Origin of the sequence: Kushneria phosphatilytica, assembly GCF_008247605.1 — a bacterium.
GTDB lineage: Bacteria > Pseudomonadota > Gammaproteobacteria > Pseudomonadales > Halomonadaceae > Kushneria > Kushneria phosphatilytica.
Window position 1 is genome coordinate 1,534,519 of sequence record NZ_CP043420.1, and the last position, 26,008, is coordinate 1,560,526.

Annotated in this window: 22 protein-coding genes; 12 read left to right on the plus strand and 10 right to left on the minus strand. The window is 58.9% G+C overall.

Going from position 1 to position 26,008, the window contains the following annotated elements; all coding sequences use genetic code 11:
• Positions 1-93: 93 nt before the first annotated feature.
• From FY550_RS07005 to FY550_RS07015, 3 genes are all read left to right on the plus strand, one after another.
• Positions 94-1,557 carry an NAD-dependent succinate-semialdehyde dehydrogenase gene (locus FY550_RS07005; protein WP_070977217.1) on the plus strand — a complete coding sequence of 488 codons (1,464 nt, stop codon included), beginning with the start codon at positions 94-96 and terminating at the stop codon, positions 1,555-1,557.
• Between the two features lie 282 nt (positions 1,558-1,839).
• Positions 1,840-2,115 (plus strand): DUF2061 domain-containing protein, encoded by a 276-nt coding sequence (locus FY550_RS07010; protein WP_070977221.1) that lies wholly within the window; start codon positions 1,840-1,842, stop codon positions 2,113-2,115.
• 102 nt (positions 2,116-2,217) lie between these two features.
• Positions 2,218-3,285, plus strand: a complete 1,068-nt coding sequence (locus FY550_RS07015) for an amidohydrolase family protein (RefSeq protein ID WP_233350293.1) — start codon at positions 2,218-2,220, stop codon at positions 3,283-3,285.
• Between the two features lie 32 nt (positions 3,286-3,317).
• Here FY550_RS07015 and purH read toward each other — a convergent pair whose 3' ends face one another.
• From purH to ppa, 8 genes are all read right to left on the minus strand, one after another.
• Positions 3,318-4,907 (minus strand): bifunctional phosphoribosylaminoimidazolecarboxamide formyltransferase/IMP cyclohydrolase, encoded by a 1,590-nt coding sequence (purH, locus tag FY550_RS07020; protein ID WP_070977224.1) that lies wholly within the window; start codon positions 4,905-4,907, stop codon positions 3,318-3,320.
• 102 nt (positions 4,908-5,009) lie between these two features.
• Positions 5,010-5,270 carry a DNA-binding transcriptional regulator Fis gene (gene fis / locus FY550_RS07025; protein ID WP_407657386.1) on the minus strand — a complete coding sequence of 87 codons (261 nt, stop codon included), beginning with the start codon at positions 5,268-5,270 and terminating at the stop codon, positions 5,010-5,012.
• Positions 5,271-5,302: 32 nt separating this feature from the next.
• Complete coding sequence (gene dusB / locus FY550_RS07030; RefSeq protein WP_070977231.1) at positions 5,303-6,316, minus strand: tRNA dihydrouridine synthase DusB; 1,014 nt, start codon at positions 6,314-6,316, stop codon at positions 5,303-5,305.
• A 135-nt stretch (positions 6,317-6,451) separates the two neighbouring features.
• Complete coding sequence (gene prmA, locus FY550_RS07035; protein ID WP_070977234.1) at positions 6,452-7,363, minus strand: 50S ribosomal protein L11 methyltransferase; 912 nt, start codon at positions 7,361-7,363, stop codon at positions 6,452-6,454.
• An 89-nt stretch (positions 7,364-7,452) separates the two neighbouring features.
• Positions 7,453-8,796, minus strand: coding sequence for an acetyl-CoA carboxylase biotin carboxylase subunit (gene accC / locus FY550_RS07040; RefSeq protein WP_070977236.1), 1,344 nt, complete (start codon positions 8,794-8,796; stop codon positions 7,453-7,455).
• Positions 8,797-8,808: 12 nt separating this feature from the next.
• Positions 8,809-9,285, minus strand: a complete 477-nt coding sequence (gene accB, locus FY550_RS07045; protein WP_070977237.1) for an acetyl-CoA carboxylase biotin carboxyl carrier protein — start codon at positions 9,283-9,285, stop codon at positions 8,809-8,811.
• Between the two features lie 272 nt (positions 9,286-9,557).
• Positions 9,558-11,504 (minus strand): protein-disulfide reductase DsbD, encoded by a 1,947-nt coding sequence (gene dsbD / locus FY550_RS07050; RefSeq protein WP_168169282.1) that lies wholly within the window; start codon positions 11,502-11,504, stop codon positions 9,558-9,560.
• 151 nt (positions 11,505-11,655) lie between these two features.
• Entirely contained in the window at positions 11,656-12,195 is a 540-nt protein-coding gene (gene ppa, locus FY550_RS07055) for an inorganic diphosphatase (RefSeq protein ID WP_070977238.1), read from the minus strand.
• 230 nt (positions 12,196-12,425) lie between these two features.
• Between ppa and FY550_RS07060 the strand changes: the two genes are divergently transcribed.
• Positions 12,426-14,099 (plus strand): bifunctional protein-serine/threonine kinase/phosphatase, encoded by a 1,674-nt coding sequence (locus tag FY550_RS07060; RefSeq protein ID WP_149054700.1) that lies wholly within the window; start codon positions 12,426-12,428, stop codon positions 14,097-14,099.
• Between the two features lie 42 nt (positions 14,100-14,141).
• On the opposite strand, the gene FY550_RS07065 is transcribed toward FY550_RS07060, so the two are convergent.
• On the minus strand, positions 14,142-15,401 hold the full coding sequence (locus FY550_RS07065; protein ID WP_149054440.1) for a 6-phosphofructokinase: 1,260 nt from the start codon (positions 15,399-15,401) through the stop codon (positions 14,142-14,144).
• Positions 15,402-15,709: 308 nt separating this feature from the next.
• Between FY550_RS07065 and mpl the strand changes: the two genes are divergently transcribed.
• Entirely contained in the window at positions 15,710-17,101 is a 1,392-nt protein-coding gene (mpl, locus tag FY550_RS07070; RefSeq protein WP_070977239.1) for a UDP-N-acetylmuramate:L-alanyl-gamma-D-glutamyl-meso-diaminopimelate ligase, read from the plus strand.
• 45 nt (positions 17,102-17,146) lie between these two features.
• Here mpl and FY550_RS07075 read toward each other — a convergent pair whose 3' ends face one another.
• Positions 17,147-18,553, minus strand: a complete 1,407-nt coding sequence (locus FY550_RS07075; RefSeq protein WP_070977240.1) for a bifunctional DedA family/phosphatase PAP2 family protein — start codon at positions 18,551-18,553, stop codon at positions 17,147-17,149.
• Positions 18,554-18,806: 253 nt separating this feature from the next.
• Between FY550_RS07075 and FY550_RS07080 the strand changes: the two genes are divergently transcribed.
• From FY550_RS07080 to mltB, 7 genes are all read left to right on the plus strand, one after another.
• On the plus strand, positions 18,807-20,108 hold the full coding sequence (locus FY550_RS07080) for a glutamate-5-semialdehyde dehydrogenase (RefSeq protein ID WP_070977241.1): 1,302 nt from the start codon (positions 18,807-18,809) through the stop codon (positions 20,106-20,108).
• Positions 20,109-20,130: 22 nt separating this feature from the next.
• Positions 20,131-20,805 (plus strand): nicotinate-nucleotide adenylyltransferase, encoded by a 675-nt coding sequence (gene nadD, locus FY550_RS07085; RefSeq protein ID WP_325062983.1) that lies wholly within the window; start codon positions 20,131-20,133, stop codon positions 20,803-20,805.
• A 95-nt stretch (positions 20,806-20,900) separates the two neighbouring features.
• Positions 20,901-21,260 carry a ribosome silencing factor gene (rsfS, locus tag FY550_RS07090; RefSeq protein ID WP_070977243.1) on the plus strand — a complete coding sequence of 120 codons (360 nt, stop codon included), beginning with the start codon at positions 20,901-20,903 and terminating at the stop codon, positions 21,258-21,260.
• The gene (gene rlmH, locus FY550_RS07095; protein WP_070977244.1) at positions 21,257-21,724 is read left to right on the plus strand and encodes a 23S rRNA (pseudouridine(1915)-N(3))-methyltransferase RlmH; all 468 of its coding nucleotides are present in this window, start codon (positions 21,257-21,259) and stop codon (positions 21,722-21,724) included. Before rsfS ends, rlmH begins: the two co-directional genes overlap by 4 nt.
• A 195-nt stretch (positions 21,725-21,919) precedes the next feature.
• Positions 21,920-23,818, plus strand: a complete 1,899-nt coding sequence (mrdA, locus tag FY550_RS07100) for a penicillin-binding protein 2 (RefSeq protein ID WP_149054441.1) — start codon at positions 21,920-21,922, stop codon at positions 23,816-23,818.
• 8 nt (positions 23,819-23,826) lie between these two features.
• Complete coding sequence (gene rodA / locus FY550_RS07105; protein WP_070977245.1) at positions 23,827-24,963, plus strand: rod shape-determining protein RodA; 1,137 nt, start codon at positions 23,827-23,829, stop codon at positions 24,961-24,963.
• Positions 24,964-24,975: 12 nt separating this feature from the next.
• Entirely contained in the window at positions 24,976-26,004 is a 1,029-nt protein-coding gene (mltB, locus tag FY550_RS07110; protein WP_070977246.1) for a lytic murein transglycosylase B, read from the plus strand.
• Positions 26,005-26,008: the final 4 nt, after the last annotated feature.

A 26,008-nucleotide genomic window follows, 5' to 3' on the forward strand; every position in this document is an offset into this window, starting at 1 on the left:
AGGCAATATCAACTGGCGCAGCGCTGGATCAGCCACCATCCTTCGGGAATAAGCTGACCGTAAAGGCATACACTATTGGACAGGGAGAGCCGCATGGACATTCTTTCCGACAAGAACCTGTATCGCCCCTTTGCCTATATCGATGGCAATTGGGTCGCTGCGGATAGCGGTGAACAGATCGATGTGGATAATCCCGCTACCGGCGAAGTTATCGCTCAGGTGCCACGGCTGGGCCGGGTCGAAACCGAGAGAGCCATCGAGGCGGCCCACGCGGCTTTTGCCGATTGGCGTGCGCGCACGGCGCTGGAGCGTGCCGACATCCTCATGAAGTGGTATGAACTGATGCTGGAGCACAAGGCGGATCTCGGTCGCCTGATGACGCTCGAGCAGGGCAAGCCGATCAAGGAGGCTGAAGGCGAGATTGTTTATGCTGCCAGCTTCATGCGCTGGTTTGCCGAGGAGGCCCGGCGCACCTATGGCGATACGATCCCCGGCGCCAAGCGCGATCAGCGCATTCTGGTAACCAAACAGCCGGTCGGAGTCGTCGGCGCCATCACGCCCTGGAATTTCCCTTCCTCGATGATCACGCGCAAGGCCGCGGCGGCGTTGGCGGCAGGATGTACATTTGTGGTCAAGCCGGCAGAGCAGACGCCGTTGTCTGCTACAGCGCTGGCAGCGCTGGCCGAGCAGGCCGGTGTGCCCCGGGGCGTCTTCAACGTGCTGCCGGGTGATGCCCGTGAAATCGGCGAAACGCTTACCCACTCAAACCTGGTCCGCAAGATTACCTTTACCGGTTCGACGCCCGTGGGGCGCAAACTGATGAGTCAGGCTGCCGAGCACATTCAGAAGGTGTCGCTCGAACTGGGAGGCAATGCGCCATTTCTCGTATTCGATGATGCCGATCTGGATGCTGCTGTCGCGGGCGCCATGGCGGCCAAGTTTCGTAATGCGGGGCAGACCTGTGTTTGTACCAACCGTTTTCTGGTGCAGTCCGGCGTGGTCAATGCCTTCTGTGAGAAGTTGGCAGCGGCCATGAACAGTGATCTGATGGTGGGTGATGGCATGCAGGAAGGTGTCAATATCGGCCCCCTGATCAACGAAGATGCTGTCGAGAAGGTGAGCGACCATATCGAGGATGCGCTTTCCAAAGGGGCCGAACTGATGATCGGTGGGCGTCGCCACCAGCAACTGGGCGGCCGCTTCTTCCAGCCAACCCTGATCAATGGTGCCCGTCCCGATATGAAGGTGGCTCGCGAAGAGACCTTCGGCCCGCTGGCAGCGGTGTTCTCCTTCGAAAGTGAAGAAGAGGGCGTGCGCATGGCCAACGATACTGAATTCGGGCTGGCCTCGTACTTCTATACACGCGATCTGGGGCGTACCTGGCGAGTGGCGGAAGCGCTGGAATACGGCATTGTCGGCATCAACGAGGGCCTGATTTCCAACGCGGCAGCGCCCTTCGGCGGCATGAAGGAGTCCGGCCTGGGGCGTGAAGGTTCAAAGTATGGACTTGAAGAGTTCATGGAGACCAAATATCTCTGCATGAATATCAATGTCTGATGTATTGATCAGTCATCGCACTCGCGTTTGAGTGCTCTCGTATTAAAAGGGAGGCCCATGAGGGCTTCCCTTTTTTAATGCAGTGTCACCCCGGTTTGCACATTCAAGCCGAGCAGTGTGAATTCAATGGGGTGACCGAGAGCTGTCCCTGGTTGTGAAAGACAACGTGCGTGTATTGAGTTAACCGGGGTTGCAAATGACACCGTGCCTTAATAGACTGTGATCAGGTTGATAAAACGGTCGCCGGTTTAATGGTGGCGAAACCAGTTACGGGAGGCGCTCATGATCAATCGCATGAATCTGGGTACCATTCATTTTGCCCTGGCTTTTGGCATCATGTTTGCTCTGACTCGTGATCCATGGATCAGTGGTCTGGTTTCGCTGATTGCACCGATGATTCATGCCGTAGCAGTGCTGGCACACAGTGCCTCGTGGCGTCGTCTGTTCCAGCAGACTGCTGAAAGGCAGAATTCGGCAGGGCATAGCGATACTCTGCAATGTCGGTTTTGTACGCGTTCGCAGGAATCAGGGGATCGACATCCCCACATGCATGCCTGACATGGTGCTTTAAAGCTTCGCCTTCTCGTTCAACGGCGACACTTCGGTGCCGCCGTTGTTGTATGTTGCAGGGGTAACGTAGAGAAAGCGCGAGGGAGGCATATGAGAAGGCAGTGGTCCATCAGTCATGATGTTCTCAATTATCGGCCCATGCTGGTGTTTCTGATCGGTCTGCTGGGAAATGCCGTGCCTTCTACGGCTGCGAGCGAACGCTATACCGATAGTCATCTGCACTATGTAGACTTCTTTCAGCGTAGTGACGGACTGAAGGCGTTACTGGAGGCCATGGATCATGCCGGCGTGGGACGGGCGCAACTGATGGGCCTGGCGGTCAATCGCAAGTGGTCGACGCAGTCTTCGCATCCTCCTCGGGCGCTCGATGGCGATGAGCCGGTGCTGTACTGGTATTCGGCGACCGATTATCGGCTGGCGGCAGAGCTCTCCCGCGTTTCGCCTGAAGTGCGGCAGCGCTTTTATCCGTTCATTTCCGGTTTCAACCCGACCGATCGCCATGCCAGTGAGCAGATTGCGCAACTGCTGGCGCTCTATCCCGGACTCTGGCGTGGCATTGGCGAAATCCTGACGCGTCACGACAGGCTCAGCCAACTGACCGAGGGAGAGCCGGCACGTGCCGATCACCCGGCGCTGATGGCAGTTTATGCCCTGGCGGGGCGTCACCATCTGCCGGTACTGCTGCATAGCAACATCGCCTCCATGGAGGCCGCTTCCCCTCGCTATCTGCCGGAACTCGAGCGCGCTCTTGCCGAACACCCCGGAACGACCTTTATCTGGGCACATGCCGGTACCAGTGAAATGCTTAACCGTCAGCATGGACGGCTGGCTTGGCTCAATGCCACCGTAGCGCAGCTGCTTGCGCGTTATCCCAATCTTTATGTCGATCTTTCATGGAGCGTGCTGCATCCCTATCTGCTGGATCAACAGGGAGAGGCGCGTGAACCCTGGGTGGCGCTGGTCGAGCGATATCCGACACGTTTCATGCTCGGCAGCGATCTGGTGGGGCATTTCGCACCGATGAGTCGCATGCTCAACGGTTTTCGTCCCTTTCTTGATGCGTTGGAAGAGACCACCTCTCAACGGGTAGCGCAGGACAATTTCCTGGCGCTGATGGGAGAGTCTCCCGCCAGTGACAACGACCCCGTTACACCGTAGCGGGGCCGTTGTCAGCACGGATGCCTGGGTTGTCAGTGCCGGAAGTGGCGCATGCCGGTAAAGACCATGGTCATGCCGGCTTCATTGGCGGCGGTAATCACTTCCTCATCGCGCACCGAGCCACCCGGCTGGATCACGGCAGTGACACCGACGGCGGCGGCGTTATCGATCCCATCCCGAAAGGGAAAGAACGCATCCGATGCCATGACAGAGCCACGCACTTCGAGCCCGGCCTGCTCGGCTTTGATCGCGGCAATGCGTGCCGAGTTGACCCGACTCATCTGACCGGCACCGACGCCCACGGTCTGGCCGTTACGGGCATAGACAATGGCATTGGATTTGACGAATTTGGCGACCCGCCAGGCAAAGAGCAGGTCATCAAGCTCCTGTTCGCTGGGCGCACGGTCGGTGACCACCTTCAGATCTTCTCGCCGGATGGTGCCAATGTCGCGACTCTGCACCAGCAGGCCGCCGCTCACTCGCTTGTAATCGACATCCGGTGTGCGTTCGTTCGGCCACTCACCGCACTCCAGCAGGCGCACGTTCTTTTTGACCGCCACAGCTTCGCGTGCTGCCTGGCTGATACGGGGAGCAATGATGACTTCAACAAACTGGCGTTCGACAATTCGGCGGGCCGTTTCGCCATCCAGTTCACGGTTGAAGGCGATGATACCACCAAAGGCAGACTCGCTATCGGTCGCGAAAGCCAGTTCATAGGCCTGAGCAAGGCTGCCTTCGACACTGATCCCGACCCCACAGGGGTTTGCGTGTTTGACGATGACGCAGGCAGCATCATCGAAACTCTTGACGCACTCGAGCGCGGCATCGGTGTCGGCCACGTTGTTGTAGGAAAGGGCCTTGCCCTGTAACTGCTCGGCGGTGGCCACACAAGCTTCAGGCGCTTCTCGATCGACATAGAAGGCCGCCTGCTGGTGCGGGTTCTCACCATAGCGCATGCTCTGGCGCTTGTAGTACTGGGTGGTCCAGGTGCGTGGCATGTCGTCTTCTTCCACCCGGCGTCCCAGATAGCGGGAGATGGCTGCATCATAACCGGCGGTATGCTCAAAGGCGCGCACGGCAAGATCGAATCGCAGGGAGGCATCGACGCCATTTTCATGACGATCCATGCTTTCGAGCACTCTGGCATGATCGTCGGACGACACCACGATGGTAGTGTAGGCATGATTCTTGGCGCAGGCTCGCACCATGGTAGGTCCGCCAATATCGATATTCTCGATCGCTTCTTCGAGACTGCAATCGGGCCGGGCCACGGTTGCCTCGAAAGGGTAAAGATTGACCACCACCATGTCGATCGGCGGGATATCATGCTCTTTCATGACCGCGTCATCTTCACCACGCCGGCCCAGGATGCCGCCATGAATACGCGGATGCAGGGTCTTGACGCGGCCATCCATGATCTCTGGAAAGCCGGTGTATTCGGAGACCTCGGTAACTTCGATATCGTTGTCGCGCAACAGACGAAAGGTGCCGCCGGTAGAGAGTAGTTCAACGCCCCGAGTGCGCAGGGCACGTGCAAATTCGACGATACCGGTCTTGTCGGAGACGCTGATCAGTGCGCGACGCACGGGCGTCGTGGCGGAAACGGAAGAGGCGTCGGCCATGGCGTGAATCCGTTGTTCGTGGTGGTCGGGAAGGGGTGGCATGTATTGTAACAACAGGGCGATCCATGGGACCGGCTGACCGAGCCAGCCGGCGCATCCGCTTCAGATCAGATCGTACTGCTTGAGTTTCTTGCGCAGGGTGCCGCGATTAAGGCCCAGCATACTGGAGGCCTGTGTCTGGTTGCCATTGGTATAGACCATGACGGAGCGCAACAGAGGGGCTTCGACCTCGGCCAGTACCATGGGGTAAAGGTCGGTCACGGCTTCGCCGTCGAGATGGTCGAAATAGCGGGTCATGGCGCGCTCGACAGCTTCGCGCAGGGTCTGCGCCTCGGGAGCTGCCGTGGATGACTCCTGTCTCATCCGATCATTGGTGGTCAGGGCATATTCAGTGGTCATGCTGCACGAGTTCCCTTGGTTGCGGCACGCGCCCGCGTGCCGGCGAATAGCCGGGCGAGAAATCGGTGCTGCTCGTCTGGCGTCGTCAGGCTGTTGAAGGATTGCCGCAGCGAGTCGTCATGCATGCCGGATGCCAGATACCAGCCGATATGCTTGCGAGCGATGCGGACTCCCATGTACTCCCCGTAATGTTCATGAAGCGCATCAAGGTGAGTGCCCATGACACGGCATCGCTCATCGTCATCCGGGGGCGCCAGATGATGACCGGTGCGCAGGTAGTGTTCGATCTCACGGAATATCCAGGGGTTACCCTGGGCTCCCCGACCGATCAACAAAGCGTCGGCGCCAGTGTAATCAAGCACTTCGCGGGCTCGCTCGGGATGGTCGATATCTCCGTTGGCGAAGACCGGAATACTCAGCTGCGACTTGATTTCAGCGATGGTGTCGTACTCGGCACTGCCATTATAGCGCTGTTCGCGCGTCCGGCCGTGGACAGCCAGGGCGGCAATCCCGTTCGCTTCGGCAAGACGTGCGATGGTCAATGCATTACGGCTGTTCTCACACCAGCCGGTACGGATCTTCAGGGTGACGGGGATATCCACGGCGGCCACGACCGCGGCGAGAATCTCCGCGACCAGTGGTTCATCACGCATCAGTGCCGAACCGGCGGCCTTGTTGCAGACCTTCTTGGCCGGACAGCCCATGTTGATATCGATGATATCGGCGCCATGATCGGCATTGATGCGTGCCGCTTCAGCCAGCATGGCGGCGTCACCACCGGCAATCTGAACGCTGCGTGGCCCCTGCTCACCCCGATGATCCAGCCTGAGTCGAGACTTCGGCGTATGCCACAGGCGCTTGTCGGCTGTCACCATTTCCGACACCACCAGAGCCGCGCCCAGCCGTCGGCAAAGCTGCCGAAAGGGGCGGTCGGTAACACCGGCCATGGGGGCCAGAATAGCGCGTCCGGACAGCTCATGCTGGCCGATACGAGGCAGACACTGAGTCATGGAGTCGGGCTTTGCGGGAAGAGGAGGCACATGATAACGGTACGGGGGCGCTTCTTGAAGAACCATTAAAGGATGATTCGATACTGTCATGGCAACCGTCGGTTACCTCATGTTGACGGTTGCCTTGACGCGGGATCAGGCAGGGCGGTAACCGTCGAGACGTACCCATCCTTCCTGTTCCGTGGGCTCATGCATGATCAGCCCCTGCTCACGATAGGCCTCAAGCACACTCTCGGCCTGATGAACAAGAATGCCCGACAGCGCAATGCGGCCGCCGGGTGCAACAGCATTGGCAATGGTATCAGCCAACTCGATCAAGGGGGTTGCCAGAATATTGGCAAGCACCACGGCATGAGGGGTGGCAGGGGCCTGTTCGGGCAGGTGAAGCTCGAAGTCGTCATCTTCGATGTCATTGCGCCGAGCATTGTCGCGACTGGCCTGCAAGGCCTGAGGATCGATATCGGTTCCGATGGCGTGGCGAGCCCCCAGCTTGAGCGCCGCAATGGCCAGAATGCCTGAGCCACAGCCGATATCCATGATGTCGATATTGTCGAGTCCGCCGTTGTCGGCCAGTTCATCGAGCCAGCGCAGGCAGAGCGCCGTAGTCGGATGGGTGCCGGTACCAAAGGCAAGGCCTGGATCGAGCAGCAGATTGACCCCTTCGGGGTCGGGCGCCTCGAACCAGCTGGGGACGATCCACAATCGCCGACCCATCTGCAGCGGGGCGAAGCCATCCATCCATTCGCGACTCCAGTCGCGATCCTCGAGCACGTCGTATTCGATTTCAGGGCAGGGCTCTTCGGCCGCCTGCTTTGCCCAGGCGCGAGCGACGCGCTCGAGCATGGCCTGTACGTCTTCCAGGTCGTCGTAGAGACCAGTCAGCACGGTCTGCTGCCACAATGGTGTAGTCCCGCGTTCGGGCTCGAAAACGGGGTCATCAACGGCATCTTCGAGTGTGATGGCGCTGGCCCCTTCGGCGGTCAGCAGTTCCTCGAGCAGTTCGGCATTGTCTGGAGAGACATGTGCCTTGAGTTGCAGCCAGGCCATGGCAGTATCCTGTCGCCGTTGGTGAAAGTTGAAAAGAAAACGGAGGCGAGCATGTCGCCTCCGTTACCGGTCGTCATGAACGCCGAGTGTTACTGGATTCCGAGTTTGTGCTCAAGATAGTGGATATTGACGCCACCTTCCCGGAAAGCCGGATCGCGGACCAGATCCTTGTGCAGATCGGTATTGGTCTTGATCCCTTCCACCAGCAGCTCGTCCAGGGCGTTGCGCATGCGCGTCAGGGCGCTCTCGCGATTCTCACCCCAGGTGATCAGCTTGCCGATCAGCGAGTCATAGCTTGGAGGCACGGTATAGCCGGTATACATGTGCGAATCCATGCGTACGCCCAGCCCACCCGGGGCATGATAGAACTCGATACGACCGGGAGAGGGCATGAAGGTACGAGCGTCTTCGGCGTTGATGCGACACTCAAAGGAGTGGCCGAGTACGGTGACATCTTCCTGTCTGATCGACAGCGGCATGCCTGAGGCGATCTTGAGCTGCTCCTTGACGATGTCCACACCCGTAACCATTTCGGTAACCGGGTGCTCGACCTGTACGCGGGTATTCATCTCGATAAAGAAATACTCGCCATTCTCATAGAGGAACTCGAAAGTACCGGCGCCGCGATAGCCGATTTCGATACAGGCATCGACACACGCCTTGAGTACCTTCTGGCGCGCTTCTTCATCCACGTGGGGCGCAGGCGCCTCCTCGAGCACCTTCTGGTGCCGGCGCTGCAGTGAGCAGTCGCGATCATAAAGATGAATCGCATTGCCCTGTCCATCAGCGAGTACCTGCACTTCGATATGACGGGGGCGCTCGAGATATTTCTCCATATAGACGACATCGCTGCCGAAGGCGGCATTGGCCTCCGAGCGAGTGATGGCGACCGAGGACACCAGCTGTGCTTCGTCACGTACCACGCGCATGCCGCGACCGCCGCCGCCGGCTGCCGCCTTGATCATGACCGGGAAACCGATACGGCGGGCGATGGCGACGACTTCGTCGTCATTGTCGGGCAGCGGGCCGTTCGAGCCAGGCACTGTCGGGACGCCAGCCTGCTTCATGGCTTCAATGGCCGAAACCTTATCACCCATCATGCGGATGACATCGGCCGTGGGCCCGACGAAGACAAAGCCGGAACGTTCAACCTGTTCGGCAAAGTTGGCGTTTTCCGAGAGGAAGCCGTAACCGGGGTGGATGGCGGTCGAGTCGGTCACTTCGGCGGCCGAGATCAGGGCCGGGATGTTGAGATAGGATCCGGGTGAAGGCGTCGGACCGATACAGACAGCTTCATCAGCCAGACGAACATGAATCAGATCACGGTCGACCTTGGAGTGGGCGGCTACCGTGCGAATGCCCAGTTCCTTGCAGGCACGCAGGATGCGCAGTGCAATCTCGCCACGGTTGGCGATGAGTACCTTTTCCAGCATGGTCACATTCCGTCAGGCAATGATGAGCATCGGCTGATCGAATTCGACCGGTTCGCCGTCCTCGACCAGAATGGATTCGATCACACCGTCGTGATCGGCTTCGATCTGGTTCATCATCTTCATCGCTTCGACGATGCAGACCGTGTCGCCCTTGCGTACACGCTGGCCGACTTCGACAAAGGGCTTGGCGCCGGGGGCAGGTGAACGATAGAAGGTGCCGACCATGGGCGAGTTGACGCTATTGCCGGTGGGCGTTTCGGCGGGCGCTTCCTCGGCGGCTGCGGCTGGTGCTGCGCCCTGCTGAGGTGCGGCCTGTGGTGCCTGTGGCTGGGCCTGAGGATAGTAGCCCATTGGCTGCTGACCCATCGATGCCTGGCCGAGCAGATTGCGGCTGATCCGAACGGATTCCTCGCCTTCCTGAATCTCGATTTCGCTGATGTTGGACTCTTCCAGCAGCTCGATCAGTTTCTTGACCTTGCGAATGTCCATGTCGTTGTTCCGCTGATAGGTGACTGGTCGACCCCTGCCGCAAGACAGGGTCCGAATCTAAACGAGTAGCGTTGAACGCGATATGGGTCGCTGAAAAAGGATAGGCTGACGCTGTTAACCTGCCTTTTCGGCGACAAGATCACGTCACAATCAGGGACGTTGCCGTCCGGGTGCGATGTCGGCGGAGTTTGCCGAAAAAAAACTGTGCTGTCCAGCGCATGGGGAACAGTGTTTCGCGAGGTATGGACTCAACGTTCGCAAGCGGTGGAATGTTACTTCGCGGAAGTGTCCGGTACCGCGTCGAGCAGCCGTGCAAGCGCTTTGATACCGACTTCTCCCTGGGTACGCAGTGTTCTGCGTTCGCTGAAATGGCCGCTATGATCCACATCAAAGAATAGCAGTGCCGGAGGCCCGAACAGCTGGCGATTGCGCAGAATGGCCTGCCCGGCCGGATCGGTGACATCGGCCCTGATCAGAGTGAAACGATCGAGCTTTTCAGCCAGCCTGGCCGCGGGAAAAACATGGCGCTCCATTTCACGGCAACTGATACACCAGTCGGCGTAGATGTCCACCAGCGCAGGGCGGCCTTGCCTGGCGGCACGCTTCAGAGCTGCCTGTAAAGCCTCGGGAGAGGTAACGGTCGTGAATCGGGGAGCAGAGGGCTGCATCGCAGTGGAGGCCGCCGTGGGCGTCATCGGTGCCAATGGGCGCAACGGATCATCTGTGCCCCGGGCTGCACCGATGATACAGGCGATCCCCCACACCGTGACAGCCAGTGCCAGAGCCTGGCGCAGGCGCGGCCAGCCGGGGGGCGTATCGATACGCAGTGCACCCAGCCCAATACCAAGGCACAGCGCCAAAACGCCCCACAGCAGTACACTTGCCGAGGCCGGGAGCAGACGCTGTACAAGCCACAGGGCCAGGGCCAACATCAGCAGGGCAAAGGCATTGCGGACATGGCCCAGCCAGGCACCGCTGCGCGGTAGCCAACCGGCGCCCAGGGTGGCCACCAGGATCAGCGGGATACCCATGCCCAGGCCGAGGGCCAGCAGTGCCAGTCCACCGTGCAGGGCGTTGCCAGTGGTCGATAGATAGACCATGGCGCCGGCCAGGGGCGCCGAGATGCAGGGTGAAACAACCAGTGTGGAGAGGGCGCCTGCCAGTATGGCGCCGCCCGGGCCAGCCTGTTGCAAACGATGCTGGAGGCTGTGCAGTCCGTGGCGCAAGCGATGACCGGGAAGCGCAGGCAGTCTGAACCACTCCGCCAGCCAGCCGGCCAGCATGACAAGCAATAGAGAGACGCTGCCCAGCACCCAGGGTGACTGAAGGCGAGCCTGGAGATTGAACCCGGCACCAAAGAGACCGGTCAGCGTTCCCAGCAATGCATATGTTGATGCCATCCCCGCTACATAGCTGGCGGAGAGTAACAGTGCCCGTCCCCGGGTGGCATGCTGGCCCACCACAAGGGTGGTCACGATCGGTAGCATGGGAAGAACACAGGGTGTGAAGGTCAATCCCAGACCGGCCAGCAGAAAAAGTACCAGCATCCATGGCAGGGAGGCGTCACTGAGCAGGGTCGTATAGTGATCGTTGGTTGTCGGGGTTGACTGTGCGGGAGGGGATGGTTCGGCAGTCGCCTGTGGAGCCGGCGTCTGGTGTATGGTGCCTTGTATCGGATCAATCCCGGGTGCGTGAGCAAATTCGGCGGGCGGCCGCTGTTCGTTGACGAGCAGCTGTTGATGCTGTGGGGGATAGCACAGCCCGGCTTCAGCACAGCCCTGATAGCTTAGCCGGATCTCCAGCAGGGCGGGATTGACGCCGGCATCCGCTTCGATCGGTGCACTCAGTACCACTCGATCACGGAAAATATGCACCTCGCCCATCCACTGATCCTGCTCACGCTCACCGGGCGGTAATTGCAGGGGGCCGAGACGCAGGCCGGGGGTGGCACTTTCCAGTGCGAAGCGGTGGCGATAGAGGTAGTAGCCATCGGCGCTCTGCATCCCGACCTGCACATGATTTTCATTGCGCCAGGCTCGGGCCTTGAAGGCTTGGTCGACGGGCAGGAAGTCGGGGTGTGATGACTCACCGAACCAGCGGCTCGAAGAAGAGGGGGCAGGGTTATCAGGAAAGGTGGACGAGACCGCCAGTGCTGTTGTGGCAAACAGCATCAGCATCCAGCCAAGCAGGGCAGAGAGTACCCAACCGGGACGTGGCATCTTGGGCTCCGGCATTGAATCAGGCCGCAGGATAGCCGTCCGGCCGGCGCTTGACGAGTGTCGGGAAGCAACATTGCGCCCGGGGCTTGCTCCCGGGCGCAGTGCGTGACTGCCTGAACGCGACCTGTGCGGTCGGTTGGCGTCTATAGCCTTACTGCTGTTGTTCCTGCTCCCAGGCACGAACAGCTTTTTCGACGGCCCGACGGGCTGCGTCAGCATTATCCCAGGAGTCGACCTTGACCCATTTGCCCTTTTCGAGATCCTTGTAATTCTCGAAAAAGTGAGCAATCTGCTGGCGCAGCAGCTCGGGCAGATCGGTAATTTCCTCGACGTCATCGTAGAGGCTGGTCAGCTTGCGGTGCGGCACGCAGATCAGTTTGGCATCTTCGCCGGCTTCATCACTCATGTTGAGGATGCCGACCGGGCGTGCCCGGATGACCGAACCGGCCTGGACCGGATAGGGTGTCACAACCAGGGCGTCCAGTGGATCGCCATCGTCAGCCAGGGTGTTGGAAATGAAACCGTAGTTGGCCGGATAGAACATGGGCGTCGCCATGAATCGGTCGACCATCACGGCATCCAGTTCCTTGTCGATCTCATACTTGATCGGCGTATGGTTGGCAGGGATTTCGATCGCGATGTACAGATCATCGGGGATATCCTTGCCGGCAGGGAGCCTGTCGAAACTCATTGAGTGAGTCCTTGCATTGCGGGTTGATGGTCTTAAAGGCGAGAATCCGTGAAATTATACGAACTGGGTTGTGCGATTACCAATACGGGTCCAGGCCTATCGTCATCTTCGCATAGTGCGTCGAAGGTCGTGGCGGGCACGGTGTCACAGGGGGTTACGTGGAGAATGAACTGTCGCTGAGCTTCGGCCACGCCTTTGTTGCACCCGATCAGCGCCGCCATCGTTCATCGATGGCCGTACAAGTGCCGGACCAGCCGGCACAGCTTTCTGCCAAGGGTGGGTGTGCAGTGATTGCCGACTCCACCTGGCGCAATGCCATCGCTCGTCAGGCAGGCGACCTGTCGGTGCGTGGTTTTCTGGCCGATTATTTTTCGACGCCCGAACACTGGGATGTGAAGACTTCCGCAACGCGGGTGTTGCGCGCCCTGAATGGCTGGTGTTTCAGCCAGAGTCGCTTCGTAACCGGTGGCAGTTATGTCAGCTCGCTTTCTGCCGTGGTATTCCGGGGCGAAGAAGCGCATCTCTTTCATATGGGCGATACGCTGGTATTTCGGCTGCGCGGCGCGGAGTTCGAGCAACTCTCGCGTGATCATGTTACCGATCTCGGGGGCTATCGCTATCCCTCCCGGGCGTTGGGCATGGATGGCAGCATTGATATCGATTACCTGAGCATGCCACTCAAGCAGGGCGATATCTTCCTGTTCACGACCCAGGCCGTTCGGGGCACGCTATTGCCTTCGGACTATGTCCAGCTGATTCGGCAGAATGCCAGTGATCTCGATGCCGCTTGTGAGCGACTGGCACATTTCGCCAGCGAGCGTGCTCTGGATCGGGGGTATGGGGCCGAGGCGTTCTGTTTTCAGCTGGTGCGGGTGGATCGTTTACCGGAGCCCCATGGTGAGCCCGGTTTTCAGCGTTATGACACGCTGCCGATTCCATCGGAAATGGAGCCGGGTGATCGACTCGATGGGTTCGAGGTAGAGGCGGTGCTATCGCGCAATGCCAAGGCACGGGTTTACCGCGTGCGTGACATGGAGCGCGGCACGCGGCTGATCATGAAGGCACCCAGTCCGGAACTGTCACAGCGCAATGCTTACCTGGAACATTTCATGCTGCAGCACTGGGTTGCGAGCCGGGCGAAATCGCCATTTGTGGTCAAGGTGGTCGATCCGCCGCGTCCACGTCGCTATCTCTACTATCTGATGCGTGATGTCGGCGGTGTGACGCTGGATCAATGGCTGCAGACACACCCCGCTGCCGGGCTGGAGCAGCGTCTGGATATCGCCCGTCAGCTCGCCAAGGCAGTGCATTCGCTGCATCGACGTGAGCTGCTGCATCAGGCCATTCGACCGGAAAATGTCATGCTCGACCCGCATGAGCAGGTCGTGCTGATCGATTTTGGCGCCTGCTCGCGTCGCGAGGATGACATGCACGGAGAAGCGGTACGCCTGGCCCGCGAGGTGGGGCTTAGCGTACACAGTGCGCCCGAATACGCGCTGGAGAGTCAGGTCAGCCGGCGCAGCGACCAGTTTTCGCTGGCATCGACCATCTACTGGCTGCTCTCGGGAGAGCTTCCTTACGATTATCCGATGACGTCGCTGCGTCAGCCGGCCGAACTCTCGCAGCTCCGGTATCGCAGCATTCGTACCTTCAATCCGGCCATACCGAAGACGCTGGATGCGGCCCTGAAACGGGCACTGTCGCCACAGCGTGCGCTTCGCTATCGGCGGCTGTCGGAGTTTGTGCATGCATTGCGTCAGATGCCCGAAGAGGCTGATTCGAATGCCGATACCGCAAACGAAGCGTCATCACGGCGGCCCATCTGGCGGGAGCCGGCCAATCTCTGGCAGATGATCGCCGGTGTGCTGCTGCTGTTGCTGCTGCTTTCCTGGTGGCTGAATTGATAAAGGGCCCGGCCGGATGGCCGGGCCCTTTACTCTAGCGCGTTACAGCTCAAAATCGTCCAGCCGGCGTTTCACCGGGTGAAGTGCCAGCCTTGCCATCTTTGGCAAGCCGTTTTCAAACGGCGGGAAGTCTTCACCCTGAATCAGCGGCTGCAGGTAGCGGCGACCGGCATCGCTGATACCCAGTCCGTCCTCGCGGATGAACTCTCTGGGCATGAATTTTTCCTGGTTGGCGACTTCGCCCAGTGGGGCATCGAACAGTGACCAGCGGTATGGGCTTTCACTGTCGCGCCGAATGGCCGGCATCACGGCATTCTTCCCCTCCAGCGCACACTCCACGGCTCGACGCCCTACGGCATAGGCCTGCTCGACATCGACCTTCGAGGCAATATGGCGTGCAGCACGCTGCAGATAGTCGGCGACTGCCCAGTGATATTTCAGCCCCAGATCCTGTTTGACCATGCCGGCGAGGGTAGGAGCCACACCGCCAAGCTGGCGATGACCGAAAGCATCGGTGTTGCCGGCATCGGCGAGAAAAGTGCCATCTTCGTAGCGGGCGCCTTCGGACACCACGATCACACAGTAACCGCAGCGCTTGACGGTCTCATCGATGCGGCTCATCAGGCGTTTGCGATCAAAGGACACTTCCGGCAGCAGAATAATGTGAGGCGGCCCGTCGTTACCTTCGCTGGCCAGTCCACCGGCCGCAGCAATCCAGCCGGCGTGTCGACCCATGGCTTCCAGAATGAAAACCTTCGTGGAGGTCGAACACATCGAGGCCACGTCGAGTGCTGTCTCGCGCACCGAGGTGGCAATGTACTTGGCCACCGAGCCGAAGCCGGGGGAGTTGTCGGTTACTGGCAGATCATTATCGACGGTCTTGGCGACGTGAATGGCCTGGATCGGATAGCCCATGCGCTCGGAAAGCTGGGATACCTTGAGGCAGGTATCGGCACTGTCGCCACCACCGTTATAGAAGAAATAGCGGATATTGTGTGCCTGAAAAACCTCGATCAGGCGCTCATACTGACGGCGATGGCCTTCGATGTCCTTGAGCTTGTAGCGGCAGGAGCCGAAGGCGCCACCCGGGGTATGGCGTAATGCCGCAATGGCCTCATCACTCTCCTGATTGGTATCGATCAGATCCTCGGTGAGGGCGCCGATGATACCGTTACGACCGGCATAGACATGCCCGATGCGATCGTTATGTTGACGGCAGGTCTCGATTACGCCGCAGGCGCTGGCGTTGATGACGGCCGAGACACCGCCGGATTGCGCGTAAAAGGCATTATAGGCAGTCATGAATTTCCTGCTTCGTTATCGGAGCTCTCTCGACAGAAGCCGTTCGAATGACGGCTGATGGCACTCCGGCTATATGGCAGACCGGAGCTTGCGGCAGCGGTCCCGCCGCCCGGGCAGCATAGTCGACTCTGGCAGCAGGTGCGACAGGATGTCGCTGTCGGCAACAGGGTGCTCTCCCCATCCGGGTCGTGCCAGGCTGATCCGAGCATTGTCGTGTGTTCGAAACAGTGGGCAACCATGGCTCGTTCATGCTTGTCGCCTTCTGATAAGCTCTGCGCGCCTGGTGGATTTCCAACGTGGAGAGCGGCATGCATATTCATATTCTCGGCATCTGCGGCACCTTCATGGGGAGCCTGGCCCTGCTGGCGCGTGAACTCGGCTATCGGGTGACAGGGTCGGATGCCGGCGTCTATCCCCCCATGAGCACTCAACTGGAGGCCCAGGGGATTGCCCTGATGGAGGGCTACGGACCCGATAATCTTGAGCCGGCGCCTGATCTGGTTGTCATTGGCAACGCCCTGTCGCGTGGTAATCCCGAAGTAGAGGCAGTCCTGAATCGTCATCTGCCTTATACCTCCGGCCCGCAATGGCTTCAGGAGCATGTGCTGGGTGGCCGACCTGTACTGGCCGTCGCCGGGACGCATGGCAAAACCACAACAGCCAGCATACTGGCCTGGTTGCTCGAATATGCAGGACAGTCACCGGGATTTCTGATCGGTGGCGTACCGCGCAATTTTGGCATCTCGGCCCGTCTGGGAAACACGAAAGCGCCTTTTGTGATCGAGGCTGATGAGTACGATACGGCCTTTTTCGACAAGCGTTCCAAGTTCGTGCATTACCGACCCGATGTCGCTGTGCTGAACAATCTCGAATTTGATCACGCTGATATTTTCGATGATCTGGCCGCCATCGAGCGTCAGTTCCATCATCTTGTACGTACGGTCCCGGGCGAGGGGGCATTGGTCATCAATGCCGACGAGCCGGCTCTGAAGCGGGTATTGGAACGTGGTTGCTGGACACCGGTCATTCGGTTCGGTGACTCGGCGGATGTCTCGATCGGTGATTGGCAGGTGCAGCATGAGCCCGGAGAAACATGCCGCTTTACGCTGCATCATGGCCAGCATGCCTCGCACACCACCGAATGGGCGCTGAGTGGTGGGCATAATCTCGTCAATGCGCTGGCAGCGGCAGCAGCAGCGGCTACGCAGGGTGTCAGCGTGGAGCAGGCTGGTCGGGCGCTGGCCGAATTTGCATCGCCGCGTCGCCGTCAGGAGCTAAGAGGCGTGGTCGATGGCATCGAAGTCATCGATGATTTTGCACACCATCCTACTGCCATTGCCTCCACGCTTTCAGGGCTGCGTTCGACGCAAAGAGCAGGGCGCCTGCTGGCGGTCATTGAGCCGCGCTCCAATACCATGCGTCTGGGGACAATGAAGGCGCGGTTACCGGAGAGTGTGTCTGCTGCCGATCAGGTGTACTGGTACCAGCCAGCTACCCTGAACTGGTCGGTTGATGAGGTTTCCCGGGCGTGCCGAGTGGATTCACGCGTTTTTCATTCGATCGAAGCACTGATCAATGCCCTTGTCGAAGAGGCTCGACCGAATGATCGTATCGTCGTGATGAGCAATGGCAGCTTTGAGGGGCTGCATGAGCGACTGCTGGAAGCGCTGACACAACGTATGCGGGTATCACTCACCTGAAAAAAGGCGGGCGCCGTCCTTCTGAAACGGGTGTGTGAGCCGATTTTAAAAGGGCGGTAGCCAGAGGATGCGAAGCGTGACCAGCAGTAGCGAAAGACCTAGTAACCTGCTCCACGGCGCACCTGTGACTACCTTGTGAGTGCTGGCGTGATAGCTGATGCGCAGACCGGCACATAGTGTCAGGCCCAGCAGAATGCCGCCAATGATATCGCTGCTCCAGTGAACGCCGAATACCATTCGCGATAGCCCGATCGTCGTGACCCATAAAAGCGCCACCAGATAGGGCCAGTGACGCCGTTTCAGGGGCAGGGATTCGGCCCAGAAGGCGCTGGCCAATCCAGCCAAAAGCACAGCGGTTGATGCGTGAGCGCTGGGATAGGAAAAGGAGTGTGCCAAATAATCCGGCGCTCCCGGACGGACGCGGCCGATCAGTTCCTTGAGCAGAGTGTTGCTGATCGAAAGCAGACCCAGCCCCACGATCCAGTGAATCAGGGCGGCCCGATAGCGATGCCACAGCAGCCATCCCAGCCATGGCAACAGCAGGGCTGCGGTGCCATAAGTGTCTCCGACGCGGGCGCACAGGACGGCTGCACGAGTCAGCCATGGCTGTTGAATGTTCTGGAAAATACCCTGGACCTGAGTGTCCATCAATAATGGCTGCTTCAGGCCCGCGACCATGATGGTCCAGATCAGAAAGCCGAGGGCTGTGGCCAGTAGCAGTGCAATCGATGCCAGGGGGACTTCGCCATGCAAACGGTCATGACGCAGGCGTAACCACAGCCAGCGCAGCGATCGATGGTGGCGTGCCTGGCGCAGTATTGACCGATAGAGTCTGCTTTCCCGATCAACCCTGCGCCTCAGCCAGGAGAGCAGCAGCCCGGCCAGGATCATGATCAGCACCAGAACACTCAACCAGTGTTCGCTATGCATGGGCAGGTTGAAATGCTCCTGCCAGCTGCGGCCCAGATAGTAACCGGGTAGCAGGTAGGCAGGTGACCATGCGGCTGCCGAAAGTGTATTGACGAGCATGAAGCGCCGCCAGGACATGCCCATCATCCCGGCGATCAGCGGAATGATGGGCCTGACCGGGCCGACAAAACGGCCAAAAACGACAGAAAGGATGCCGTAACGACTGAAGAAATGCTGACCACGTTCGATCAGTTCCGGTCGTCGATTGAAGGGCCACCACTGGAGAATATGATCTCGCTGACTTTTGCCCAGCCAGTAACTGATGCCATCGCCAATGATGGCGCCGACAAATCCGCTGATCAGCAACGCGATGATGGAAACCTGATCGTGTCCGGCCAGTGAGGCGGCAGCCGTCAGCATCAGCACGCCGGGAACGACCAGTCCCACCAGCGCCAGCGATTCGGCAAAGGCGGTGAGAGCGACCGCCAGAATCAACAACAAGGGGCTATGGCTCAACTGGGTGATCCAGTCAACGGGCGACATCCGGAACTCCATGCATCAAAAAGCGAGCGCTGCGATGTTCGATCAGCGGGTGGACTTTGTATCGGTTCAGCTGACTGCCGTATAGTGGAATGCAATATTCATCATGCCGTCAGACGGCTGGCGAACGGCTTGTCGCATGCTTCTGAAGCGATCAGGGCAAGGCAGTATAGGTGACCACCGTGATGGACGGTACCCGTTCTCGAGCTACCCGATCTGGCGGTGCCATATATTCGAAACAGGGAGAGCGCACTCCATGGCGTCTTCAGTCGAGACCCGGGCCGATGCCGATAGCGATCAGGGCGAGGATGTCACTGCGCATGTTACCCATCTGGGGCAACAGGCACGTCGTGCAGCAGCAGGCCTGCGTGAGGCGACCACCGGGGACAAGAATACCGCACTGCACGCCATGGCAGCTCAGCTTGAACAGCAGCGTGAAATACTGCGTACTGCCAATGAGCGCGATCTTGAGCAGGCACAGCAGGATGGGCTCTCGGCAGCGCTGCTGGATCGTCTGACGCTCGATGATCGGCGTATCGATGCCATGATTGCCGGATTGGAAACGGTCGCTGCCTTGCCGGACCCGGTGGGAGAAATCGATGAACTGAGTACACGCCCCAATGGCCTGCAGATCGGCCGGATGCGCGTACCGCTCGGGGTTATCGGAATCATTTATGAATCCCGCCCCAACGTCACCATCGATGCGGCGGCGTTATGCCTGAAATCCGGCAATGCTGCCATTCTGCGCGGGGGCTCGGAGGCCGTGCATTCGAATGCGGCAATTGCCGAGTGCATTCGGCTCGGTCTGGCGGAAGCCGGCTTGCCTGAAGCGTGCGTGCAGCGTGTTGGTACCCGTGATCGTCAGGCCGTGGGTGCGCTCATCCGAATGGACCAATATGTCGATGTCATTATCCCGCGAGGCGGACGTTCGCTGATTGAACGTATCAGCGCTGATGCTACGGTTCCGGTCATCAAGCATCTGGAAGGCATTTGTCATGTTTATGTAGATCGCCATGCTGATCTGAATCAGGCATGGGAAGTTGCCTTCAATGCCAAGTGTTACCGTTATGGCATTTGCGGCGCCATGGAGACACTGCTGGTGGATGAATCGATAGCGGCCGACTTTCTACCGGAAATGGCACGCCGGCTGATGGAAGCGGGCGTTGAACTGAGAGGCTGTGACCGTACTCGGCAGCTGATTGCCGCTGAAATAGCCGAGGAGAGTGACTGGTCGACTGAATATCTGGCCCCGATCCTGTCGATTCGCGTGGTCGAGGGGCTTCAGGCTGCCATCGAGCATATCAATCACTACGGGTCGCATCATACTGATGCCATCGTCAGTCAGCACCTGGGACATACGCGTCGCTTCATGGCAGCGGTTGACTCCAGCTCGGTCATGGTCAATGCAGCCACCTGCTTTGCTGATGGTGGTGAATATGGTTTGGGCGCCGAGATCGGGATCTCGACCAATCGACTGCATGTCAGGGGGCCGGTGGGTCTGCAAGGCTTGACCACGCAAAAATACATCGTGATCGGCGATGGCCATGTCCGTCACTGAAATGTCCGAAAGAGAGCAGCCTGTGAGAGTTGCCATGCTGGGGGGGACCTTCGATCCCGTTCACCTTGGTCATTTGCGGGCGGCGGTGGAACTGGGGGAATTGCTGGCACTCGAGCGTATTCATCTCATTCCCAGTCATCTGCCGCCACATCGTGAGGCGCCGGGAGTCGACTCGGAGGATCGGCTGGCCATGGTATCGGCCGGTATCGGTGAAACGCCGGGACTTATGGCCGATGATCGGGAAATGAGGCGCGATGGCCCTTCCTGGTCACTGCAAACATTGCAGTCGCTGCGTCATGAATATGGCGAACAGGCAAGGTTGATCATGGTGCTGGGACTTGATGCCTTTCGTTTACTGCCTGAGTGGCATCGTCCCCAGGACCTGTTTGACCAGGCACATATCGTGGTCATTGGTCGGCCCGATCATCACTGGTCGAATGAGGCTTCCCTGAAGGCATTGATAAGCAGCCGGGAAGTCGATGATATCGAGTCGTTGATGGCGCATTCACGTGGGAGCGTCCTGTATCTGGAATTGCCTACTGCCATGGCGATTTCGGCAACCGAAATCCGGCGGCGTCTTGCCATTGGCGCCAGTGTTCGCTATCTGCTGCCGGAGGGGGTGGAACGTTATATTCGCGAACATGGCCTTTATGGTTGTGACATCTGCCCCGCCTACGGATCGGCACCGAATGGCTGAATGCCGATCCATCTCGAAAATGAAGAAAAACATCAGTGCCGAAACCGGGCTGCATCGGTACAATGCCGCCTGCTTGACTACATCCATGAGGAGCTATGCAGACTGAAGCACTCTCATCGCTGGTAATTGAAGCGCTCGAGGAACTCAAGGGGCGCGAAATTGCCGAACTGGACGTTGCCGCCCTGACCAGTGTTACTGATGTCATGGTGGTCGTCAGCGGTACATCGAATCGCCACGTTGGTGCGTTGGCGGATAACGTGGTGGAACATGCCAAAAAAAGCGGTGTCAGACCGCTGGGTGTCGAGGGGAGCCAGGAGTGGGTGCTGGTGGATCTCGGTGACGTGGTTGTTCATGTCATGATGCCGGAGACCCGCAAGCTCTACGATCTCGAGCGGCTCTGGACCGAGCTGCCCAACGATCTGGTTCGTGAAGAAGCCAGCCCAACGCCGCAATGAAACTGCGCATTCTGGCTGTCGGGCATAAGATGCCGAGCTGGGTTGAACAGGGGGTCGGTGAGTATCGCAAGCGCTTGCCGCGCGACATGGCGCTGGAGATCATTGAAATTGCGCCCGGCAGTCGTCGCGGCAATGATGATCCCGCCCGGGCCGTGGCACATGAAGGGGAGCGTATGCTCGCCCGACTGGGGCGTGATGACCATGTCGTGGCTCTGGATGTCGCGGGGCGGCAGTGGAGTACCGAAAAGCTTGCCGGCCGACTCGATACCTGGCGTCATGGTGGCCGCAATGTGTCCCTGCTGGTGGGTGGCCCGGATGGTCTCGATCAGCGATGTCTTTCGATGGCTGCGGAACAGTGGTCATTGTCGGCGTTGACACTCCCGCATCCACTGGTGAGGGTCGTGCTGGCAGAGCAGCTGTACCGGGCATGGACGCTACTGGTAGGACACCCCTATCACCGTTGACGTGGCAGGGTGCGCAGACTTGTGATCGGCCCCGCCTCGACAGGTCCGCTTTTCAAGGCTTCTTGTGCAGGCGCTCGCCTGCGTACCGGTTTCAACCTTTCAGTCAGGCGATTGTTTTTCATGCCCGAGCCGTTATTGACCGTTACAGTGCTGAAGGAAATGATTCAGCCCATTTGTCCGGTTTATCGCTGACTCATGCGTCGTCCGAATTCTTCGCTACGCAATACCGCTCGGGAAGTCGAGGTCTTCCGAAGGCGCAGCCTGTTGGCGGCCCTGATCGTCCTGGTACTGATTGGGGTGCTGGCCGGCCGACTCGTCTACCTTCAGATATTCGAGCACGATGTTTTTATCACCCGGTCCGATAACAATCGCATCCGGGTTGAGCCGTTGCCACCCAACCGGGGGCTGATCTACGATCGCGAACATCGTATCCTGGCCGAGAATCGGCCGACCTACAATCTCACCATGGTACGTGAGCAGGCCAGTGAGGTGGATCAGACACTCAAGCGCCTTATTCGCATCCTCGATCTACCGGATGCCATGTACGATACCCTTCAATCCCGCTCGCGCCAGCGTCAGAGACCGTTCGAGCCGGCCCTGCTGCTCAGTGATCTTACCGAAGATCAGATTGCGCGCATTGCCGTCAATCGCTATCGCCTACCGGGCGTCGAAGTGGAAGCCCAGCTGATGCGCTATTATCCCGACAGTCGCATCATGGCGCATGTCCTGGGCTATGTTGGACGTATCAGTCAGGCCGATGAAAAGCGTATCGATAGTGGCAACTATGCCGGGACCCACTATATCGGCAAGACGGGCATCGAGCGTTTCTATGAGAAGGCACTGCATGGTACTGCCGGTGTGCGTCGGGTAGAAACCAATGCCCGCGGGCGTATCCTGCGAGAGATCAGTCGTACGCCTCCGAAACCCGGCAAGGATCTGACGCTGACCATCGACAAGGATCTGCAGGAATTCGGGGCGCAATTGCTCAAGGGCAAGCGGGGAGCGATCGTCGCCATCGATCCACGCAATGGCGATATCCTCGCCATGGTCTCGACCCCGGGATATGACACCAATCAGTTCGTCAATGGTATCAGCAGCAAGGCCTATCAGGCGTTGCAGAATGATACCGATTTACCGCTCTACAACCGTGCTGTCCGAGGGCAGTATCCACCGGCTTCGACGGTCAAGCCCTACATGGCGCTGGATGGCCTGGAGACCGGGGTCATGAACCCTTCGGACACGATCTATGACCCCGGTTATTACAAGCTGCCCAATGGGGATCGCAAGTATCATAACTGGCTTCGCTGGGGGCATGGACGGGTCGACATGCATCGCGCCATCGTGGTGTCCAACGATACTTACTTTTATCACCTGGCGCATGAGCTGGGGATCGACCGCATCGCACCTTTCATGCACAAGTTCGGATTCGGTGAGGATCATAGCCTCGATGTATGGGGCGCAAGCGATGGCCTCATGCCTTCCCGGGAATGGAAACGCGCTCGTTACAACAAGGTCTGGTATCCGGGAGAAACCCTGTCGGCAGGTATCGGTCAGGGCTATTGGCTGGCAACGCCCCTTCAGATGGCAACGGCCATGACGGTACTGGCCAATCGGGGCCATTGGGTTCGCCCGCATCTGGCGAAAAAAGTCGGCGATCGTGAAGTAGAACCCCCGTTTTCCGATACACCGCCGGATGTCGAGCTCAAGAATCCCGATTGGTGGCACCTGGTCATCGATGCCATGCAGGATGTGGCTGACAAGACTCAGGCCACCGGCCCTGGGCGTGAGTACACCATGGCTGCCAAATCAGGTACGGCCCAGGTCTTTACGCTCAACAAGAATCAGAAGTACAACGCCGAAGAGCTCAAGGAGCATCTGCGCGATCATGCATTGTTTTCCGCCTTTGCCCCGGTGAAGAACCCGCAGATTGCAGTGGCTGTTGTTGTCGAGAATGCGGGTTGGGGCAGCAAGAATGCCGGCCCGGTGGTACGCAAGCTGCTTGATTACTGGCTGCTGCCTCGACTCAAGCAGGAAGACAGGCCGGGTCTGCTCGATCAGCCTGTTCAGGAATCCACGCAGGACGTGCACGACTGAGGTATGGCATGAAGGAAACCTGGTCACGCTGGATTCGACGCTCACGCCGCCGCTATCAGCGTTTCGACTGGGCCACGCTGAATATCGATCCGTGGCTGTTGCTCATGCTGCTGCTGATCATGGCGGGCGGGCTCATGGTGCTCTACAGCGCTGGCGGTGAATCGTTGCTGCTGGTCAAGGCGCAGGCGCTGCGCCTGCTACTGGCAATTACCGCCATGCTGGTGATTGCACAGGTTCCACCTCGCCTCATGATGAGCCTGGCCTGGGTCTTCTATCTGGGCGTGACTCTGATGTTGCTGGCCGTGGATGTCATCGGTGCCCATGCCATGGGTGCACAGCGCTGGCTCGAAATCCCCGGATTATTTCGTTTTCAACCTTCGGAACTGATGAAGCTGGCCATGCCGATGATGCTTGCCAGTTATCTGGCACGACGACAGTTGCCGCCGGGGTGGATGGATCTGATCTTCTGCGTGCTGCTGATCATCGTTCCGGTGGGGCTGATTGCCGATCAGCCCGATCTCGGCACCTCGATGCTGGTTTCCGCCTCGGCTGTCTTCGTGGTGCTGCTGGCAGGATTGTCCTGGCGGGTGGTCGGTGTCTGCGCGCTGTTGGTGGCCGCTGCCATGCCGTTGATGTGGTTCAACATGCATGACTACCAGCAGCAACGAGTGTTGACCTTTCTCAATCCTGAAAGTGATCCACTGGGAACCGGTTGGAACATCATTCAGTCGAAAACAGCCATCGGTTCGGGCGGATTGTGGGGCAAGGGTTGGATGCAGGGGACCCAGTCCCAGTTGGAATTCCTGCCCGAACGTCATACCGACTTCATCGTGGCTGTGCTGGGCGAGGAGTTCGGCCTGGTCGGCATGACCTTGCTGCTGTTTGCCTATCTGATACTGATCTGGCGTGGACTCTACATGGCGGCCCAGGCGCCTGATACGTTTGGTCGCCTTGCCGGTGGCAGTATCGTACTGACCTTTTTCGTGTATGTGTTCGTCAATGTCGGTATGGTCAGCGGGCTATTACCAATTGTCGGAGTACCGTTGCCGCTGATCAGTTTCGGTGGGACATCCAGCGTGACCCTGCTGGCGGGCTTCGGTATTCTGATGGCCGTTTTCGGTCATCGTAAAATGTCGCCGCGTTAGAGAGAAAACTGCATGAAGTCACGCCGTTTTGCCGGTCGTTCGCGCCACGCGCTGCTGATGGTGCTTGCAGCAGCAGCGGCCATGCCCGCAACCGGGCAGGCCGCTCAGGATTTTGATCCTGCTTCGCACCCGAAGGTGGAGCAGATGATCGAGCACCTGTCTTCCCAGGGACTGGATCGCAAGGCGCTGATTCGCGCGATGGATGATGCAACGCATCAACAAAGCATTATCGATGCCATCTCAAGGCCGGCAGAAGGGCGGCTGAGCTGGGAGAAATATCGCAATATCTTTATCCAGCCTTCGCGCGTGTCGGCCGGGGTGCAGTTCATCATCGATCATCGCCAAGCGATGCAGCGAGCGGAAGATCGTTACGGTGTTGAGCCGGAGGTTATTGCAGCCATTATTGGCGTGGAAACCTTCTATGGGCGTCACAAGGGCAGTTATCGTGTCATCGATTCGCTCTCGACGCTGGCCTTTGATTATCCGAAACGAGCCGATTTCTTTCGTGGCGAGCTTGAGGCGTATCTGACCCTGACGCTACAACAGGGGCTGGACCCGCTTTCGCTGAAGGGTTCCTATGCAGGTGCCATGGGTTATCCGCAGTTTATCCCTACCAGTTATCAGGCTTACGCTGTCGACTTCGACAATGATGGCATTCGTGATCTCTGGCACGAACCGGTGGATGCCATCGGTAGCGTGGCCAATTATCTGGCCGAGCATGGCTGGCAGCATGGCAAGCCGATCATGATCCCGGCTGCGGTAGATGGCTCACCGAATCAGCAGATCGACTTCAATGCTGTCAGTACGCCTGACCAGCCGGTCAGCCGGTTCGAGCAGATGGGGCTTCGTCCGAAAAAGAGTCTGTCTGCCGATACGAAGGTCATGCCGCTGGCGCTGGATTTCGAGGATGGGCACAAACGCTACGCTTTCGGTTTGAACAATTTTTACGTCATTACCCGTTACAACCACAGTCATCTCTATGCAGCTGCCGTAACCACGCTTGCAGAGCGTATTCATGCAGAGCTGGCCCGGGATAATTGAAGTC

Coding starts and splice junctions, on each gene's coding strand:
- FY550_RS07005 (WP_070977217.1), top strand. CDS start 94: ATGGACATTCTTTCCGACAAGAACCTGTATCGCCCCTTTGCCTATATC.
- FY550_RS07010 (WP_070977221.1), top strand. CDS start 1,840: ATGATCAATCGCATGAATCTGGGTACCATTCATTTTGCCCTGGCTTTT.
- FY550_RS07015 (WP_233350293.1), top strand. CDS start 2,218: ATGAGAAGGCAGTGGTCCATCAGTCATGATGTTCTCAATTATCGGCCC.
- purH (WP_070977224.1), bottom strand. CDS start 4,907: ATGGCCGACGCCTCTTCCGTTTCCGCCACGACGCCCGTGCGTCGCGCA.
- fis (WP_407657386.1), bottom strand. CDS start 5,270: ATGAGACAGGAGTCATCCACGGCAGCTCCCGAGGCGCAGACCCTGCGC.
- dusB (WP_070977231.1), bottom strand. CDS start 6,316: ATGACTCAGTGTCTGCCTCGTATCGGCCAGCATGAGCTGTCCGGACGC.
- prmA (WP_070977234.1), bottom strand. CDS start 7,363: ATGGCCTGGCTGCAACTCAAGGCACATGTCTCTCCAGACAATGCCGAA.
- accC (WP_070977236.1), bottom strand. CDS start 8,796: ATGCTGGAAAAGGTACTCATCGCCAACCGTGGCGAGATTGCACTGCGC.
- accB (WP_070977237.1), bottom strand. CDS start 9,285: ATGGACATTCGCAAGGTCAAGAAACTGATCGAGCTGCTGGAAGAGTCC.
- dsbD (WP_168169282.1), bottom strand. CDS start 11,504: ATGCCACGTCCCGGTTGGGTACTCTCTGCCCTGCTTGGCTGGATGCTG.
- ppa (WP_070977238.1), bottom strand. CDS start 12,195: ATGAGTTTCGACAGGCTCCCTGCCGGCAAGGATATCCCCGATGATCTG.
- FY550_RS07060 (WP_149054700.1), top strand. CDS start 12,426: ATGGCCGTACAAGTGCCGGACCAGCCGGCACAGCTTTCTGCCAAGGGT.
- FY550_RS07065 (WP_149054440.1), bottom strand. CDS start 15,401: ATGACTGCCTATAATGCCTTTTACGCGCAATCCGGCGGTGTCTCGGCC.
- mpl (WP_070977239.1), top strand. CDS start 15,710: ATGCATATTCATATTCTCGGCATCTGCGGCACCTTCATGGGGAGCCTG.
- FY550_RS07075 (WP_070977240.1), bottom strand. CDS start 18,553: ATGTCGCCCGTTGACTGGATCACCCAGTTGAGCCATAGCCCCTTGTTG.
- FY550_RS07080 (WP_070977241.1), top strand. CDS start 18,807: ATGGCGTCTTCAGTCGAGACCCGGGCCGATGCCGATAGCGATCAGGGC.
- rsfS (WP_070977243.1), top strand. CDS start 20,901: ATGCAGACTGAAGCACTCTCATCGCTGGTAATTGAAGCGCTCGAGGAA.
- rlmH (WP_070977244.1), top strand. CDS start 21,257: ATGAAACTGCGCATTCTGGCTGTCGGGCATAAGATGCCGAGCTGGGTT.
- mrdA (WP_149054441.1), top strand. CDS start 21,920: ATGCGTCGTCCGAATTCTTCGCTACGCAATACCGCTCGGGAAGTCGAG.
- rodA (WP_070977245.1), top strand. CDS start 23,827: ATGAAGGAAACCTGGTCACGCTGGATTCGACGCTCACGCCGCCGCTAT.
- mltB (WP_070977246.1), top strand. CDS start 24,976: ATGAAGTCACGCCGTTTTGCCGGTCGTTCGCGCCACGCGCTGCTGATG.